14 protein-coding genes are annotated in these 16,378 nt (G+C 72.7%); 11 read left to right on the forward strand and 3 right to left on the reverse strand.

What is annotated here, in order from left to right:
• The first annotated feature begins 42 nt into the window (after positions 1-42).
• The 3 genes from AC2XR2_RS34120 (at position 43) to cyc2 (ending at position 3,921) form a co-directional block, all read left to right on the forward strand.
• The gene (locus tag AC2XR2_RS34120; protein ID WP_491517135.1) at positions 43-822 is read left to right on the forward strand and encodes an ABC transporter permease; all 780 of its coding nucleotides are present in this window, start codon (positions 43-45) and stop codon (positions 820-822) included.
• 47 nt (positions 823-869) lie between these two features.
• Positions 870-1,634, forward strand: coding sequence for an ABC transporter ATP-binding protein (locus AC2XR2_RS34125; protein ID WP_449353399.1), 765 nt, complete (start codon positions 870-872; stop codon positions 1,632-1,634).
• 127 nt (positions 1,635-1,761) lie between these two features.
• On the forward strand, positions 1,762-3,921 hold the full coding sequence (gene cyc2 / locus AC2XR2_RS34130) for a germacradienol/geosmin synthase Cyc2 (RefSeq protein ID WP_491517136.1): 2,160 nt from the start codon (positions 1,762-1,764) through the stop codon (positions 3,919-3,921).
• Between the two features lie 160 nt (positions 3,922-4,081).
• Here cyc2 and AC2XR2_RS34135 read toward each other — a convergent pair whose 3' ends face one another.
• Complete coding sequence (locus AC2XR2_RS34135; RefSeq protein WP_491517137.1) at positions 4,082-5,290, reverse strand: hypothetical protein; 1,209 nt, start codon at positions 5,288-5,290, stop codon at positions 4,082-4,084.
• 165 nt (positions 5,291-5,455) lie between these two features.
• Between AC2XR2_RS34135 and phsA the strand changes: the two genes are divergently transcribed.
• Together phsA and AC2XR2_RS34145 are read left to right on the forward strand one after the other, a co-directional pair.
• Positions 5,456-7,324, forward strand: a complete 1,869-nt coding sequence (gene phsA / locus AC2XR2_RS34140) for an O-aminophenol oxidase PhsA (protein WP_491517138.1) — start codon at positions 5,456-5,458, stop codon at positions 7,322-7,324.
• Positions 7,325-7,540: 216 nt separating this feature from the next.
• Positions 7,541-8,131, forward strand: coding sequence for a PDZ domain-containing protein (locus tag AC2XR2_RS34145; protein WP_491517139.1), 591 nt, complete (start codon positions 7,541-7,543; stop codon positions 8,129-8,131).
• Positions 8,132-8,171: 40 nt separating this feature from the next.
• On the opposite strand, the gene AC2XR2_RS34150 is transcribed toward AC2XR2_RS34145, so the two are convergent.
• Positions 8,172-8,927: a metallophosphoesterase gene (locus AC2XR2_RS34150; RefSeq protein WP_491517140.1), complete on the reverse strand. Its 756-nt coding sequence runs from the start codon at positions 8,925-8,927 to the stop codon at positions 8,172-8,174.
• A 245-nt stretch (positions 8,928-9,172) separates the two neighbouring features.
• Here AC2XR2_RS34150 and AC2XR2_RS34155 point away from each other — a divergent pair, with 245 nt between their 5' ends.
• The 3 genes from AC2XR2_RS34155 to AC2XR2_RS34165 all read left to right on the forward strand — a co-directional run bounded on the left by AC2XR2_RS34155 (position 9,173) and on the right by AC2XR2_RS34165 (position 11,915).
• Positions 9,173-10,297: an aminopeptidase P family protein gene (locus AC2XR2_RS34155; protein ID WP_491517141.1), complete on the forward strand. Its 1,125-nt coding sequence runs from the start codon at positions 9,173-9,175 to the stop codon at positions 10,295-10,297.
• A gap of 47 nt (positions 10,298-10,344) precedes the next feature.
• Positions 10,345-11,292: an aminoglycoside phosphotransferase family protein gene (locus tag AC2XR2_RS34160; protein ID WP_491517142.1), complete on the forward strand. Its 948-nt coding sequence runs from the start codon at positions 10,345-10,347 to the stop codon at positions 11,290-11,292.
• A gap of 95 nt (positions 11,293-11,387) precedes the next feature.
• Positions 11,388-11,915 (forward strand): hypothetical protein, encoded by a 528-nt coding sequence (locus AC2XR2_RS34165; protein ID WP_491517143.1) that lies wholly within the window; start codon positions 11,388-11,390, stop codon positions 11,913-11,915.
• Between the two features lie 29 nt (positions 11,916-11,944).
• Here AC2XR2_RS34165 and treZ read toward each other — a convergent pair whose 3' ends face one another.
• Positions 11,945-13,690, reverse strand: a complete 1,746-nt coding sequence (gene treZ / locus AC2XR2_RS34170; protein ID WP_491517144.1) for a malto-oligosyltrehalose trehalohydrolase — start codon at positions 13,688-13,690, stop codon at positions 11,945-11,947.
• A gap of 172 nt (positions 13,691-13,862) precedes the next feature.
• Between treZ and AC2XR2_RS34175 the strand changes: the two genes are divergently transcribed.
• From AC2XR2_RS34175 to AC2XR2_RS34185, 3 genes are all read left to right on the forward strand, one after another.
• Positions 13,863-14,414, forward strand: coding sequence for an FHA domain-containing protein (locus AC2XR2_RS34175; RefSeq protein WP_330263747.1), 552 nt, complete (start codon positions 13,863-13,865; stop codon positions 14,412-14,414).
• Between the two features lie 138 nt (positions 14,415-14,552).
• Positions 14,553-15,917: a M14 family zinc carboxypeptidase gene (locus tag AC2XR2_RS34180; RefSeq protein ID WP_491517145.1), complete on the forward strand. Its 1,365-nt coding sequence runs from the start codon at positions 14,553-14,555 to the stop codon at positions 15,915-15,917.
• Positions 15,914-16,339 (forward strand): SSI family serine proteinase inhibitor, encoded by a 426-nt coding sequence (locus AC2XR2_RS34185; protein WP_381299230.1) that lies wholly within the window; start codon positions 15,914-15,916, stop codon positions 16,337-16,339. The genes AC2XR2_RS34180 and AC2XR2_RS34185 overlap by 4 nt, the downstream gene beginning before the upstream one ends.
• Positions 16,340-16,378: the final 39 nt, after the last annotated feature.

Raw genomic sequence — 16,378 nt, forward strand, 5'->3', positions numbered from 1 at the left:
CACCGGCCGCTACCCCCACATACACCCACGCCCAGTTCCCGAGTGACCGCCCACTCCGCCCTCCTCCGATGGCTCGTTCTCCTCCTCGCCGTCGCGGCCTGGGAGTTGGCCGCAAGGGCCCACGGCAGTGTCTACTTCCCGCCCCCCGACCGCATCGCCCGGCACATGCACGACCTGTGGTTCGACGGACCCGCCCGGCACCTCTTCCTCAGCTCCGCAGCGGTGGCCGACATCCTGCCCAGCCTCGGACGGATGGCCGCCGGGTTCGCACTGGCCGCCCTCGCCGGGATCGCGCTCGGCGTCGCGGTCGGGCGCTCGCGGCGGGCGTACGCGCTGTGCAACCCCGTCCTCCAGTTCGCCCGCGCCGTCCCACCCCCTGCCCTGGTCCCCGTCTTCGTCGTGGTCTTCGCCTTCGGCACGCCGATGCAGATCGCCTCGATCACCTTCAGCGCCGTCTGGCCGGTACTGATCAACACCGCCGCCGGCGTCCGCAACACCGACCCCCTGCGGCTCGACGTCGCCGCCGTCCTGCGCCTCGACCCCGCCGAACGCCTCTGGTTCCTCGTCCTGCCCTCCGCCCTGCCCCGCATCTTCGCCGGACTGCGCCTGAGCCTTTCGCTTTCCCTCATCCTCATGGTGTTCTCGGAACTCCTGCCGGGCACCGCGAACGGCATCGGCTTCACGCTCACCGAGGCCCAGACCCGCTCCGACCTGCTCACCGTATGGGCGGCGCTGGTTCTGCTGGGCGTCCTCGGCCATCTGCTCAACACCGGCCTGCTGGCCGTCGAGAAACGGCTGCTCGGCAGGGGAAGGCCCACATGAGCCCCATGAGCCACGCCCCCCGCACCCGGGGCCCCGGCACCGACCGCATGCTCCAGCTCACCGCCGTCGGCCAGCACTACGGCGACCACCGGGTCCTGCACGACATCACCCTCACCGTCCCCGCCGGCCAACTCCTGTGCGTCGTCGGCCCGTCCGGTTGCGGCAAGTCCACCCTGCTGCGGACCATCGCCGGTCTGCTCCCCGCCCGCGAAGGCACCGTCACGATCGACGGCGCCCCCGTCACCGGCGTCCCCGACAGTCTCGCCGTCGTCTTCCAGGACTACGGCCGCTCCCTCTTCCCCTGGCTCACCGTCCGCGACAACGTAGCGCTGGCGCTGCGCCGCCGCGGCCTCGGCCGGGCCGAACGACGCGCCGAGGCCGACCGCATCCTCGACCGCGTCGGCCTCTCCGACGCCGCCCGCCGCCACCCCTGGCAGCTCTCCGGCGGCATGCAGCAACGCGTCGCCATCGCCCGCGCCCTCGTCCGCCACCCCACCCTCCTGCTGATGGACGAACCCTTCGGCTCCCTCGACGCCCAGACCCGCGAGGACCTGGAGGACCTCCTCCTGGAGGTCCACCGCACCGACGGCACGACCATCGTGTTCGTCACCCACGACATCGACGAGAGCGTCTACGTCGGCGACCGCGTCGTCGTCCTGTCGCCGGGCCCCGGTTCGCGGATCGTCCTGGACCTGCCGGTCGGGCTCCCCGGGCGACGGGACCAGATCGCCACCCGGGGGCTGCCGGAGTTCGTCGCCCTGCGCGCGGAGGTGGGGCGGGCGGTACGCGGCAAGGGAGTTCAGGAGACGTGAACGCCCGGGGCCTGGGCACGTCACAAGTCCCCACCGCAATGCCCGGATTCACCCTCGATTCACGCGATGGTGTGATCATGTCCCGGCCCGCGGATGGCACTCGGGGGCCCTGGGTAGGGCCCGGCTCATGACGCAGCAGCCCTTCGAACTCCCGCACTTCTACATGCCGTACCCCGCGCGGCTGAACCCGCACGTCGACGAGGCACGCGCCCACTCGACCGCGTGGGCGCGCGAGATGGGCATGCTGGAGGGGTCCGGGATCTGGGAGCAGTCCGACCTCGACGCGCACGACTACGGACTGCTCTGCGCCTACACGCACCCCGACTGCGACGGCCCCGCCCTCTCGCTGATCACCGACTGGTACGTGTGGGTGTTCTTCTTCGACGACCACTTCCTGGAGATCTTCAAGCGCACCCAGGACCGCGCCGGCGGCAAGGCCTACCTCGACCGGCTGCCGCTGTTCATGCCGATGGACCTGTCGACCCCCATGCCGGAGCCCGAGAACCCGGTCGAGGCGGGCCTCGCCGACCTGTGGACACGGACCGTGCCGTCGATGTCCGCCGACTGGCGCCGCCGCTTCGCCGTCGCCACCGAGCACCTGCTCAACGAGTCCATGTGGGAGCTCTCCAACATCAACGAGGGCCGGATCGCCAACCCCGTCGAGTACATCGAGATGCGCCGCAAGGTGGGAGGCGCCCCGTGGTCGGCGGGTCTCGTGGAGTACGCGACGGCCGAGGTGCCGGCCGCCGTCGCCGGTTCGCGGCCGCTGCGGGTCCTGATGGAGACCTTCTCCGACGCCGTCCACCTGCGCAACGACCTCTTCTCCTACCAGCGCGAGGTCGAGGACGAGGGCGAGCTCAGCAACGGCGTGCTGGTCCTGGAGACCTTCTTCGGCTGCACCACCCAGGAGGCCGCCGACACCGTCAACGACGTCCTCACCTCCCGCCTCCACCAGTTCGAGCACACCGCGCTCACCGAGGTGCCCGCCGTCGCCCTGGAGAAAGGTCTCTCCCCGGGCGAGGTGACAGCGGTCGCCAAGTACACCCAGGGACTCCAGGACTGGCAGTCCGGCGGCCACGAATGGCACATGCGCTCCAGCCGCTACATGAACGCCCGCGCCGAGACCACCTCCCCCTGGCAGAACCTGACCGGCCCCGGCACCTCGGCCGCCGACGTCGGCGCCCTGCTCGCCGCGGCCGGCGCGGAGCGGCTGCGCGCCCACACGCATGTGCCGTTCCAGAAGGTCGGGCCGTCCCTGCTGCCCGACTTCTCCATGCCGTTCCAGGTCGAGCACAGCCCCCACCTGCCCGGCGCCCGCCCCCGGCTCACCGAGTGGATGCACCGCATGGGCATGCTCCAGGAGGGCGTCTGGGACGAGGACCGGCTCGCCGCGGCCGACCTCCCGCTGTGCTCCGCGGGCATCGACCCCGACGCGAGCGCCGAGGCCCTCGACCTCAGCTCGCACTGGCTGGCCTGGGGCACCTACGGCGACGACTACTACCCCCTCGTCTACGGCGGCCGCCGCGACCTCGCCGCCGCCCGCCTCACCACACACCGTCTGTCGGACTGCATGCCCCTCGACGGCGAACAGACCCTCGTGCCCGTCAACGGCATGGAACGCGGCCTGATCGACCTGTGGACCCGCACCACGGCCGGGATGACCCCGGACCAGCGGCGCACCCTCAAGGACGCCGTGAACGTGATGACCGAGAGCTGGGTGTGGGAGCTGGCCAACCAGATCCACCACCGCGTGCCCGACCCCGTCGACTACCTGGAGATGCGGCGCGCCACCTTCGGCTCCGACCTCACGATGAGCATGTGCCGGATGGGCCACGGCCCCGCGGTCCCGCCCGAGGTCTACCGCAGCGGACCCGTGCGTTCCCTGGAGAACGCCGCCGTCGACTACGCGTGCCTGCTCAACGACGTCTTCTCCTACCAGAAGGAGATCGAGTACGAGGGCGAGATCCACAACTCGATCCTCGTCGTGCAGAACTTCTTCGGCATCGACTACCCGACCGCGCTGCGCGTCGTCCACGACCTGATGACCCAGCGCATGCAGCAGTTCGAGCACGTCGCCGCACACGAACTGCCCGTCGTGTACGACGACTTCGGGCTCTCGGAGGAGGCACGCGAGGTGATGCGCGGCTATGTGACCGACCTCCAGCACTGGATGGCGGGCATCCTGCACTGGCACCGCACGGTCGACCGCTACAAAGCCACCTACCTGGCCACCCGCACCCACGGCTTCCTCCCGGACAGGACCCCGACCCTACCGATGGCGGGCTGACGGGCCGCCGAACCGCGAGGCCAGGCGCCCCGGCAGCGTCGGGGTACCTGGCTGCTCCGGGACCCGGTTCCGCAGTCCGCCCGCCGGCGTCCCATGCCAGGGGCCGGCGAAAGCTCGCCGAAGTGCTCGGCGCCTGCCGACCCCCCCCCGGGCCCCCGGCTCAGCGTCGCGCCGGTTTGTCCTGGAGGGCCAAGTGCAAGCGCCGTGCTCTGGCTGACTGGACCGGCTCGCCCAGCGTTTCGAACTCCTCGGCGAGTGTGTTCAGTTCGTCGGTGTCCAGCTGGGTGGGGTCGTCGGCGGAGCGCAGCAGGCTCTGGTCGAGTTCGATCGCGTCGAGCCGGCGTATCAGCGCGACCAGGGCCAGCCCGGTCAGGCCCTGGTCCAGGGCGAGGTCGGTCCAGGTGTACAGCGGTTCGTCGGCGGGGTCCGTGCCGAAGAACACGCGGTCGGTGTCCCGCGCCCACTGTCTCAGCGCGGCCGGGTCCGCGCCGGGCTCGGGGATCTCGCTCAGGCCGCACGCCGTGTCGAAGTCGGTCTCCCGCACCTCGTGCAGCAGCGGCAGATCCTCCACCCGTCCGTGCAGCCCCACGAGCACCGCGGCCAGGCGCAGTTCGTCCGTCAGCGAGGACCGCGTCTCGTACCGCAGCAACCGCCGCAGCAGCTCCAGGTCCCCCGCCACCCGGTCGAACTGCGCGGCCCGCAGCGCGAGCCGACGCCGTACACCGTCCTCCGCCACCGCCTCCCACACCTCGCGCTCGCCCGCCCGCAGCGCCGCCAGATCGGCGCGGCCCGAGGCCAGGACCGACTCCCACAGCGGCGGCGGGGGCGGACCGATCAGGTCGTAGGCGCGGCCCTCCTCCGCGTTGAGGAGCACGAAGTCGGGTTCCGTGCGGGACAGCGCGGCGTGCAGCATCCGCACCAGCTCGACCGGCGAACGCTCCGGGAACCCCAGGGCGGACCGGAGTGCGAGCCGCTCCTCGTCCAGCGAGATCTCGCACTCCTCGCGGATCTCCCGCTCCACCTCGGCCACGTGCGCGAGGATCCGCTCCTCGCCGTCCTCCGGGGACAGCTGGAGGCAGTCGTGCCACCCGGGCAGGCCGATCAGTATCTCCAGTGCCTCGTCCACGCTGGAGCCGATGATCCCGGCCCCGCCCTCCGAGTCGGCGTACAGCACGGAGCCGTCCCCGCACCGGAAGTACGTGCCCCCGGTGTCGTCGCCCGCTATGGCCTCCAGCGGGCCGCCGGAGGCGAGTCGGACCGGCTCGCCATGGCCGTACTCGGCGCGGTCGAGGGAGAAGTCGAAGGGGAAGCCGGCCAGTTCGGCCAGCCGGGAGTCCTGCCGGAGCAGCCTCAGGGCGTGATCGGTCATGTCACAGAACGTAACAGCGCCCACTGACAACGGGACCTCGTCGTTCCGTATGCGGTTTCCGAACCTTCTTGTCCGGAATGGGACATTCAGGGAACTTCGGTGGGGTGTCGGGAGTCTGTCGAGGTAAGCGCAGCAACCTACTGAACACACGGGGGTGTTCGGACCTTGACCGAAATCATCGACAGGATCACGGAGAGCGACCAGAGGCGGCCCGAGAGCGAGGCAGGGGCACCCGGCGAGCTGACGCCGTATGTCGCACCACTGCCCGTCCCGCCCGTCCTGCGCCCCGCCTCGGGCGACGTGCCGCGCGAGACGGAGATCGCCCTGCGCCCCACCTGGGTGCGCCTGCACCCGCAGCTGCCGCCCACCCTGATGTGGGGCTACGACGGCCAGGTGCCGGGCCCCACCATCGAGGTGCGGCGAGGCCGGCGCGTGCGCATCGCGTGGACCAACCGCATCCCGAAGGGCAGCGAGTACCCGGTCACCTCCGTCGAGGTGCTGCCGCCTGCCTCGCCCACCCTGCCCGGCCGGGAGGGCGCAGAGCCGAACAAGGACGTCGCCGCCCTGCCCGCCTGGTCGGTGACCCACCTGCACGGCGCGCAGACCGGCGGCGGCAACGACGGCTGGGCGGACAACGCGGTCGGCTTCGGCGACGCCCAGCTCTCCGAGTACCCGAACGACCACCAGGCGGTGCAGTGGTGGTACCACGACCACGCCATGAACATCACCCGGTGGAACGTGATGGCGGGCCTGTACGGCACCTACCTCGTCCGCGACGACGAGGAGGACGCCCTCCGACTGCCGTGCGGCGACCGGGAGATCCCGCTGCTGCTCGCCGACCGCAACCTCGACACCGACGAGGACGGCCGGCTCAACGGACGGCTGCTGCACAAGACGCTCATCGTCCAGGCGAAGAACCCGGAGACCGGCAAGCCGGTCACCATCCCGTTCGCGGGCCCGTACACCACGGTCAACGGCCGCATCTGGCCGTATGCCGAAGTGGACAGCGGCTGGTACCGCTTCCGGCTGGTCAACGCCTCCAACGCGCGCATCTACGACCTGGTCCTGCTCGACGAGGACGACACCCCCGTGCCGGGGACCGTCCACCAGATCGGCAGTGACGGCGGGCTGCTGCCGCGCCCCGTACCGATCGACTTCGACGGCACGCTGCCCACGCTGACCGCGGCCCCGGCCGAGCGCTTCGACCTGCTCGTCGACTTCCGGGCCTTCGCCGGCCGCACCCTCCGGCTGGTCAACAAGGGCCCCAACCAGCCCGCGGGCACGCCCGACCCGGCGGGCGGCGTGCGCTATCCGGCGGTCATGGAGTTCCGGGTCCGGGAGGGCTGCGACACCGACACCTTCGAGCTGCCCGAGGTGCTCTCCGGCTCCTTCCGCCGCTACTCGCACGACATCCCGCACGGCCACCGCCTGATCGTGCTCACCCCGCCCGGCACCAAGGGCTCCGGCGGGCACCCGGAGATCTGGGAGATGACCGAGGTGGCGGACGCGAGCGGCATCCAGTTCCCGGCCGAGGGGATCATCCAGGTCACCGGCGCCGACGGCACCACCAGGACCTACCGGCGCACCGCGCGGACGTTCAACGACGGTCTAGGCTTCACCATCGCCGAGGGCAGTCACGAACAGTGGAGCTTCCTCAACCTCGCGCCGATCCCGCACCCGATGCACATCCACCTGGCCGACTTCCAGGCGCTGGGCCGGGACCCGTACGTCGTGACGGGCTTCGACGCGACGGTGGGCGGCACCCGCACGCCGATCACCTACGACCCGTCCCGGACGATCCCCTTGGCGCCCAACGAACTGGGCTACAAGGACGTCTACCGGGTCCCGGGCAGCCAGATGCTGCGGATCATGGGGAAGTTCGACGGGGCGTACGGCCGCTTCATGTACCACTGCCACTTCCTGGAGCACGAGGACATGGGCATGATGCGGCCCTTCGTCGTCATGCCCCCGGAGGCCCTGAAGTTCGACCACGGCGGGGCCCACGGCGGCCACGGCGAGGGCCACACGGGCTGAGCCGGTCGCCGTGCCGGTCGTGGAGTCGAGGGTCGTGCACCGCACGGACTTGGTGCACGCGGGCGTGCCCGGCGGGGCCGCGGCGGACGTGGTCGGCCTGCCTGTTCCGGTCGCTTCCCGCTCCTGACCGCGCGTCAGTCTCACTCGTTCGTGGCTCGTCGCGCGCCGGTGCGCCGGGTAGTCACCACCCGGTGGTGATCCAGCCGGAGGCGATCCATGGAACAGACTGCGTTGCGCCCCAAGCCGATGCCCGGTCAGGAGACCGGCGGCGGCAGGAAGCCCGGGCCCGCCCGGCGCCCGCACGCCGCGCGCCGGCGCGGCCGCCGGCTCACGACCCTGCTGTTCGGCCTGTTCGTCGCGGCCGTCCTGGTGCTGTCGGGGGTCGGCCTCGGCACGGTGGGCGCCACCGTGATCGGGATGAGCAGACTGGCCGAACTGCAACGGCAGGTCGGGTTGCACCCGGGCGGCCCGTCCACCTCGGTGCACCCGAGCCCCTCCCCGTCGTCCGCGACACCGACGCCGGCCCCGTCGACCGCGCCCGCCGTCGCGACGCTCGGCCTGGAGGTCGTGGACGCCGAGAAGTCGGGCGCGCTCGTGGTGGGCGTCCATGTTCCGGGCCCCGGCTTCACGGCGGGACTGGTCCGCGGTGACGTACTGCTCGGGTTCGGCCGCACCCGGATCGACACGGCCGACGACCTCGCGCGAGCCGTCGCCGACGCCCGCTCCGGCCGCGAGATCGTCCTGACGGTCCGCCACCGCGGCGGGAGCTACCAGCAGTTGACGGCCGTACCGGGCGTGGTGACATGAGCCCTCGCGGCACGCCGGGCGCCGATGCGGAACAGCGCCGTCACACGACCACCCTGAAGTGCGTCGTCAACCGCGCCTCGTCGTCCAGCACATGGAACGCCAGCCCCACCGGCGCCTCCCGGTCCGCCACCTGCTCGCCCTCCCAGGGCAGCCGCAGTGTCCAGGTCACCCCGGGGCCGACCACCAGCGGCCGCCCGGCGAACACGGTCGCCGCGGGCGTGTGCGCATGGCCGGTGATCAGCCCGGCGATCCCGGGCCGCCGCTCCAGCAGCGCGGCCAGCCGCCCGGGCCCGTGCAACTGGTAGGAGTCGGGCAGCGGGTGGTGCAGCGCCACCGGCGGGTGGTGGAAGGCCAACAGTGCCGGAACCCTCCCGTCCAGTTCGTCGAGGGTCGCCTCGATCCAGTCGTACGTCTCCTCGTCCAGCGCCCCCTCGTCGCTCCCCGGGATGCTGGAGTCGCACATCAGGACCGCGCCGCCGTCGAAGACCCGCACGCTGTTCACCGGCCCGTCGGCCGCCGGCTGCCGCAGCAGGGCCTTGCGGTACGGGCCGCGGCTGTCGTGGTTGCCCGGGCAGGTGAGCACCGGGAACGGCGTGTCGGCCTCGTGCAGTCCCAGCAGCCGCGCGGCCTCCTCGTACTCCGCCTCGGCGCCGTGGTCCGCGATGTCACCGGTCACCAGCAGGGCATCCACCCGCCCCGGCAACCCCCACAACCGGTCACGCACCCGCTCGGCGCGCTCCGTCGCCCGTGCGGTTCCGTCGAGATGCAGATCGCTGATGTGTGCGAGTACGAGCACGACCGTACCCCCTCCTCTAATGGCTTGGATTGATCCAAGCATTAGGGGTAATGGTTGGGCAAGCTGCTTCCGTTAGTTGAGGTGAGAAGGAACGGAATGTCGGTGCCGACGACGAGGGCCGGGAGAGCTGACGCGCGGGAGGCGCTTTACGCGCGGCGCCGGAAAGACGTGTCGACCGGCTCGCGCCGCCCACGCCGTACGGGCAGGATGCTGCCCAAGACCCACACCCGCCCAGGGAGGCCCGGATGACCGGCACCGCAGCGCCCTTCGCCGCCGACGACTACAGGGCGCGCATGGAGCGCGCGGCCCGGTCGGCCGCCGAGGCAGGGCTCGCGGGCCTGCTGGTGGCCCCGGGGCCGGACCTGGTCTGGCTCACCGGCTACGCGCCCACCGCCGCCACCGAACGCCTCACCCTGCTGGTCCTCGCCCCCGGCCAGGACCCCGTCCTCGTCGTCCCCACCCTGGAGGCCCCGGACGCCGCCAAGGCCGCCGGCGCGAGCGCCCTGACCCTGCGGGACTGGACCGACGGCAAGGACCCGTACGCCGCCACCGCCGCCCTCCTCGACACCGGCGGCCGGTTCGGGATCAGCGACAACGCCTGGGCCATGCACCTGCTGGGCCTCCAGAAGGCACTGCCCGGCACGTCGTACGCCTCGCTCACCGAGGCCCTGCCGATGCTCCGGGCCGTCAAGGACCCCGCGGAACTGGAGCTGCTGGCAGCGGCGGGCGAGGCCGCCGACGCGGCGTTCGAGGAGATCCGGAAGGTTCCCTTCGGCGGCCGCCGGGAGTCCGAGGTCGCCGCCGACCTCGCCGGACTGCTGCGCCGCTTCGGCCACTCCCAGGTCGACTTCACCATCGTCGCCTCAGGACCGAACGGCGCCAACCCGCACCACGAGGTCGGCGACCGGGTCATCGAACGCGGCGACATGGTCGTCCTCGACTTCGGCGGTCTCAAGGACGGCTACGGCTCCGACACCTCCCGCACGGTCCACGTCGGCGAACCCACCGACGAGGAACGCCGGGTGCACGACCTCGTCCGCGCGGCCCAGGAGGCGGGCTACGGCGCGGTACGGCCCGGAGCGGCCTGCCAGGAGGTCGACCGGGCCGCCCGCGCGGTCATCGCGGACGCCGGGTACGGCGCGTACTTCATCCACCGCACCGGGCACGGCATCGGCGTCACCACGCACGAACCGCCGTACATGATCGAGGGCGAGGAACAGCCCCTCGTGCCGGGCATGTGCTTCTCCGTGGAGCCCGGTGTCTATCTGCCGGGCCGTTTCGGGGTACGCATCGAGGACATCGTCACGGTCACCGAGGACGGCGGCCGCAGGCTCAACGACACGACCCGCGAGATGGTCATAGTGGACTGACCGAACCCTCAGGAGCCCTTCCACCCTCGACTGACTACGGCGCGACCATGACCCAGGCACCGACACCCACCGCGGACACGGTCCGCCGGCTGGTCCGTTCCCTGCTCAAGGACGGCACGGCGGACACCGGCGGGCCCGAGGTCCGGCCCGTCGCCGAGGGCGGCGAGCACGCCACCTGGTGGGTCGGCACCCGCCACGTGCTGCGCCTCTCCGCCGACCGCGCGGCCGCGACCCGCCGACGCCGCGAACTGCGCCTGCGCGACCTGGTCCGCCCGCACGTCCCGGTCGCGGTGCCGACCAGCGTCGCGCAGGGCGAGTGGGCGCCAGGGCTGGCGTACACGCTGGACACCAAGGTCCCCGGCGGCTCGGCGGAGGAGCACGACGTCTCCGCCGTCGGCGAGGCCGACCTGGCCGGGCTCCTCACCGGACTGCGCGAGGTGCCCGTACGGCAGGCCGAGGCGCTCGGCGTCCCACGCCTCGCCCCGCGCTCCCTGGAGGCGCTGCGCCGGGAGGCCGGCCGGGCCGCCGAACTCCTGCGCACGGCCGACGAGTTCGACCCGGCCCGGCTCCAGCAGCTCACCTCGGCCGCCGCGGTCCAGCTCGCCGCGCAGCCCGGCAGCGCGGTCCTCGTGCACCACGCCCTGACCGGCGAACACCTCGTGGTCAGCGCCGACGGCCGGGTGCGGGGCGTCCTCGACTGGACCGACACGGTCGTCGGCGACCCCGCCGAGGACATCGCGGGCCTCGCCGTCGCCGTCGGCGCCCCCGCCGCCGTCCGCGCCGCCACCCTCGCCGGGTACGGCGCCCGCCCCTGCCTGCGCGGCCTCTGGCTCGCCCGCTGCGACACCGTGATCCACCTCGCCGCGGCCCTCGAACGCCGGGAAGGCGCGCCGCTCGGCCTGCTGAGGACCCGCCTCGGCCGCGCCTGGGAGGCGATCCTGCTGGAACGGGTCACGGAGCTGCGGGACGAGGAGACGGACGACGCGGAGCTGTAGGCGGGCGGGTGGAGCCGTCTCCACCTGCGCTTTTCCACCCGCCGTCCACCCGTGGGCCGAGGCGCGTGACCGGGTCGGAGCCGGATAGTCGAAGCATGACGATCTCCGACTGGCTCATCGACGTGGCGCTTCTCCTCGTGGTCTTCCGGCAGCTGCGCGAGGAGCGGCTGACCCTGCGCACGGTGCTGCTGCCCCTCGTCCTGATCACCTGGGCGGGCACCGCCTACCTGCACCACATCCCCACGGCGGGCCATGACCCTCTGCTGATCGGCGTGTTCGCCGGCATCGGCGTCGCGCTCGGCCTGGCCGGGGGACTGATCACCCGCGTGCGGTTCGCCGACGGGCACATACGGGTCAAGGCGACGCTGGGCGCGGCGGCACTCTGGGTGGTCAGCATGGGCTTCCGGCTCGGCTTCGCGGTCTGGTCCTCCCACCCCTCCGGCGGGGCGCATGTCGCCCGCTTCTCCGCCGAGCACGACATCACCAGCGGGCAGGCGTGGGTGGCCGCCCTGGTCCTCATGGCGTTCGGGGAGGTCGTCGTCCGACTCGGCGTGATCGTCGTCCGAGGCCTGCGCATACGGGCCCACCACCAGGGAGCGCCCGCCCTGTCCGCCCTCGCCTGAGCAGGGGAGGCGAGGGAGAAGCCGTCAGGTCACGCCTGGAGCAGCACCACGCACGACTCGCCGGGCACATGCAGCACCCCGTCCGCGCCCGGTGCCTCCACCGGCTCCCAGGCCGCCAGGACACGGGCCTCCCGGGGACCCAGGGGGATGGCCGCCGGGGACTTCGAGAGGTTCACGGCCACCCGGACGTCCCCGCGGCGGAAGGCGAGCCAGCGCTGGTCCTCGTCGTAGGCGACCTTGGTGTCGGCGAGGTCCGGGTCGGTGATGTCCGGCTGTTCGTGCCGCAGCGCGAGGAGCCGGCGGTACCAGGCCAGCACGCGCGCGTGGGGCTCGCGCCCGAGCTCGGACCAGTCGAGGCAGGAGCGGTCCCGGGTCGCCGGGTCCTGCGGGTCGGGCACGTCCTCCTCGGCCCAGCCGTGCTCCGCGAACTCCCGCCGCCTGCCCCGCCGTACGGCCTCGGCGAGCTCGGGATCGGTGTGGTCGGTGAAGAACTGCCAGGGCGTGCCCGCCGCCCACTCCTCACCCATGAACAGCATGGGCGTGAAGGGCGCGGTCAGCACCAGCGCCGCCGCACAGGCCGCCAGGCCGGGGGAGAGGGAGGCCGCCAGCCGGTCGCCCTGGGCGCGGTTGCCGACCTGGTCGTGGGTCTGGGAGTAGCCGAGCAGCCGGTGCGCCGCCACACGGGTGCGGTCCAGCGGACGCCCGTGGCCGCGGCCGCGGAAGCTGGACCAGGTGCCGTCGTGGAAGTAGCCGCCGGTGAGCGTCTTGGCGAGCGCGGCCAGGGGAGCGCGGGCGAAGTCGGCGTAGTAGCCCTGGGACTCGCCGGTCAGCGCGGTGTGCAGGGCGTGGTGGAAGTCGTCGTTCCACTGCGCGTGCAGCCCGAGACCGCCCTGCGCGCGGGGCGTGATGAGCCGCGGGTCGTTCAGGTCCGACTCGGCGATCAGGAACAGCGGCCGCCCCAGGTCGGCGGCGAGGGCGTCGACGGCCGTCGACAGTTCCTCGAGGAAGTGGCACGCGCGGGTGTCCGCCAGCGCGTGCACGGCGTCCAGGCGCAGCCCGTCGATCCGGTAGTCCCGCAGCCAGGACAGCGCGCTGCCCAGCAGATACGCGCGCACCTCGTCCGAGCCGGGCGCGTCCAGGTTGACCGCGGAACCCCAGGGAGTGTGATGCGTGTCCGTGAAGTACGGCCCGAAGGCGGGCAGGTAGTTGCCCGACGGGCCGAGGTGGTTGTGCACCACGTCCAGGACGACCCCGAGGCCCAGTTCATGCGCCCGGTCCACGAAACGCTTCAGGGCCTCGGGGCCGCCGTAGGGCTCGTGCACGGCCCACAGGGAGACGCCCTCGTAGCCCCAGCCGTGGCGCCCGGGGAAGGGGCACAGGGGCATCAACTCGACATGGGTCACGCCGAGTTCGACGAGGTGTTCAAGGCGGGCGGCGGCCGCGTCCAGCGTGCCCTCGGGCGTGTAGGTGCCCACGTGCAGCTCGTACAGGACCGCGCCCGGCAGGGGGCGGCCCGCCCAGTGGGTACGCCAGGCGTAGCGCTCGTGCTCGACGACCGCGCTGAGCCCGTCCGGGCCGTCCGGCTGGCGCCGGGAGCGCGGATCGGGCAGCACCGGGCCGTCGTCCAGCGCGTATCCGTAGCGGGTGCCGTCCCCGGCCTCCGCCTGCGTCCACCACCATCCCGCGCGGTCCGGATCGCGCTCCAACGCGCGCGTGGCGCCCTCGCAATGGAGCGTCACACGGCCGGCCTGCGGTGCCCACACCTCGAACTGCACGGACGGTCCCCTTCGTCGGCTCACCGGGATGTAGCCCGTCCATGGTGCTTCAAACACGATCAATCCGCCTCGGAATCAGCCCCTTTGTGGCAGGTGTCGTCAGGTACGCGTGCGTGGCGGCCGTTGTCTCGTTTTCTGGACACCCGGGGTTCACTGCCCGACAATCACCAACGTGACGTCGTCCTTCGAGTTCAACACGTACCCCGCGCGGCTCTCCGACGTGGAGCGCGACAAGGCGCTGAAGGTGCTCCGTGACGGCGTCGCCATGGGCCGCCTCTCGCACGACACGTTCGTGCGCCGCATGGAACTGGCCCTCATCGCCCGCCGGTCCGACGAACTCGCCGCGCTCACCGCCGACCTGCCCCAGGAGAACCGCGTCTCCCGGCTGGTGTTCGGCACCGTCGAGGCGGTCTCCGGCTTCACCGTACGGCTGCGCAGGGCGTGGCAGGCCGAGCGGCTGCCCAAGCTGCTGCTGCCGCACCCCGGCAGCGGTCACGCGCTGCGCATCGGACGGGATCCGGCGAACGGCCTCAGGCTGACCCACGAGACGGTCTCCCGTGTGCACGCCGAACTGACCCGGCAGGGCGGCATGTGGGTGCTGCGCGATCTCGGCTCCACCAACGGCACCACCGTGAACGGCCGTCGGGTCATCGGTGCCGCCGTCGTCCGTGAGGGCGACCAGGTCGGGTTCGGGCGGATGGCCTTCCGGCTCGCGGTCAACTGAGCCCAACCTCACCTCTGGCCTGGGCTTTACGTGCCGTCGCGACCCAAAACCCTTTCCTCCGCACGGTGTTGACGTACCCCCCAACTCGTGACTGACTGTGCGTACACCATGCACACCAGGTGAACCGACGGCACCACATTGTGGAGGTGTGCCCTGCCGCCCCTCCTCCGCTACCCGACCGTCGACGAGCTGGGCGCACGGGCCGCGGCGCTCGTCGCCCGCCATCCCGCGGACGCCCGGCTGCGCCGGGTCGGCACCTCACGCGCCGGCAACCCGCTATGGCTGCTCTCCGTCGGCCACGGCAGCCGCCAGGCCCTCGTCGTCGCCGGACCGCACGCCAACGAGCCCGTGGGCGGCGGCACCGTCCTCAGACTCGCCGAGCGGGCCCTGGCCGACCCCCGGCTCACCGCGGGGGCCGACGCCACCTGGAACCTCCTGCTCTGCCTCGACCCCGACGGCCTGCGCCGCAACGAGGGCTGGCTGCGCGGCCCGTACTCCCTCGACCGCTACTTCCGGAACTTCTTCCGGCCGGGCTTCGGCGAACAGCCGGAGTGGCTCCCGGACGGCGCGGAGGCCGCCGCGCTCCCGGAGACCCGCACCCTCCTCGCCCTCCAGGACGAGCTGCGCCCCTTCCTCCAGTGCTCCCTGCACGGCGTCGACGTCGGCGGCGGCTTCGTCGAACTCACCCACGACCTGCCCGGCATCTCCCGGCACGTCGCCCACACCGCCGCCCGGCTGCGCATCCCGCGCGAGGTCGGACCGTACGACACGCTCTACTGGCCGTGCCTGGGCCCGGCCGTCTACCGCATCCCGCCGCCGCGCCGGGGCGACCTGGCCGCCGCCATAACGGAAGCCGCCGTCGAGTCGACCTGGTACCACCCGCACCCGTACGGCACCGTGACCGCCGTCGTGGAGGCGCCCATGTGGGGCGTGGCCGCCGTCGAGGACGCCGGTACGCCCGCCGACGGGGCCGCCGTGCTGCGGACCGTCAGCCACGCCCTGCGCCACGACGCGCGGCTCCTGGAGGACGTCCTGGCGCGGATCCGCCCGCATGTCTCGGACACCCAGGACGCGGCGCGGCTGCTCTCCCCGGTCGAGGACTATTTACTGGTCGGCCCCGGCCTCGCCGACGCCTGGGACCCCGACGTCACCGACGGCGGCCGCCCGCTGCCCCCGCTCAGCGCCGGCCACCTGACCGCCCTGCGCATCGCGGGCCGGCGCCTGGCCCTGCGCACCGCCGGACTCCTCCACCAGCTCGTCACCCGCGCGGGCGTCGACCCGGCGGGCGCGCTGCCGGAGCTGGACCGGCTCATCGACCTCTGGTGCGCCGACTACCGCGACGGCTGCGGGGCCCGCTGGATCCCGGTCCCGCGCCAGATCGAGTACCAGTCCCGGGTCGTGCTCGCCGCCTTCGAGCTCGCCGCACGGTACGCGCCCGCGTGCTCCCGTTCGGGTGAGCCCGGGTGGGGTTCCGAGGCCGCCGTGCCGATGCATCGGGAATGACGCACACCACCACAGCGACAGCACGGCGACGAGCGGCGCGTGCGGGTCTGACGGCGACGGCCGCCCTGCTGCTGGCCGCCGCGGCCCCCGCCCCGGCCGAGGCCCGGTCCGGCGGCGACTACCTCTACCTCCTGGTCACCAAGGGCGACAGCCGCTCCAGCGACACCCGCGGCACCCTGCTGCTGTGCGACCCGCCCCAGGGCCACGGTCGCGCCACCGAGGCCTGCGCCCAGCTCGACGCCGCCGGAGGTGACATCGGTGCCCTCCCGGCCGCCGACGTGTACTGCCCGATGGTCTACGCGCCGGTCACCGTCCAGGCGCGCGGACAGTGGGGCGGCCGGCCGGTCGAGTACCGGCAGACCTTCCCGAACGGCTGCGTGATGGAGGCGCGGACCGGGGCCGTGTTCGCCCTGGAGAGCTGACGTACGCACTGAAGCGCACGCACGCGCTTGGCGTCGCGT

This window comes from Streptomyces sp. LS-MS-L19, assembly GCF_058382285.1.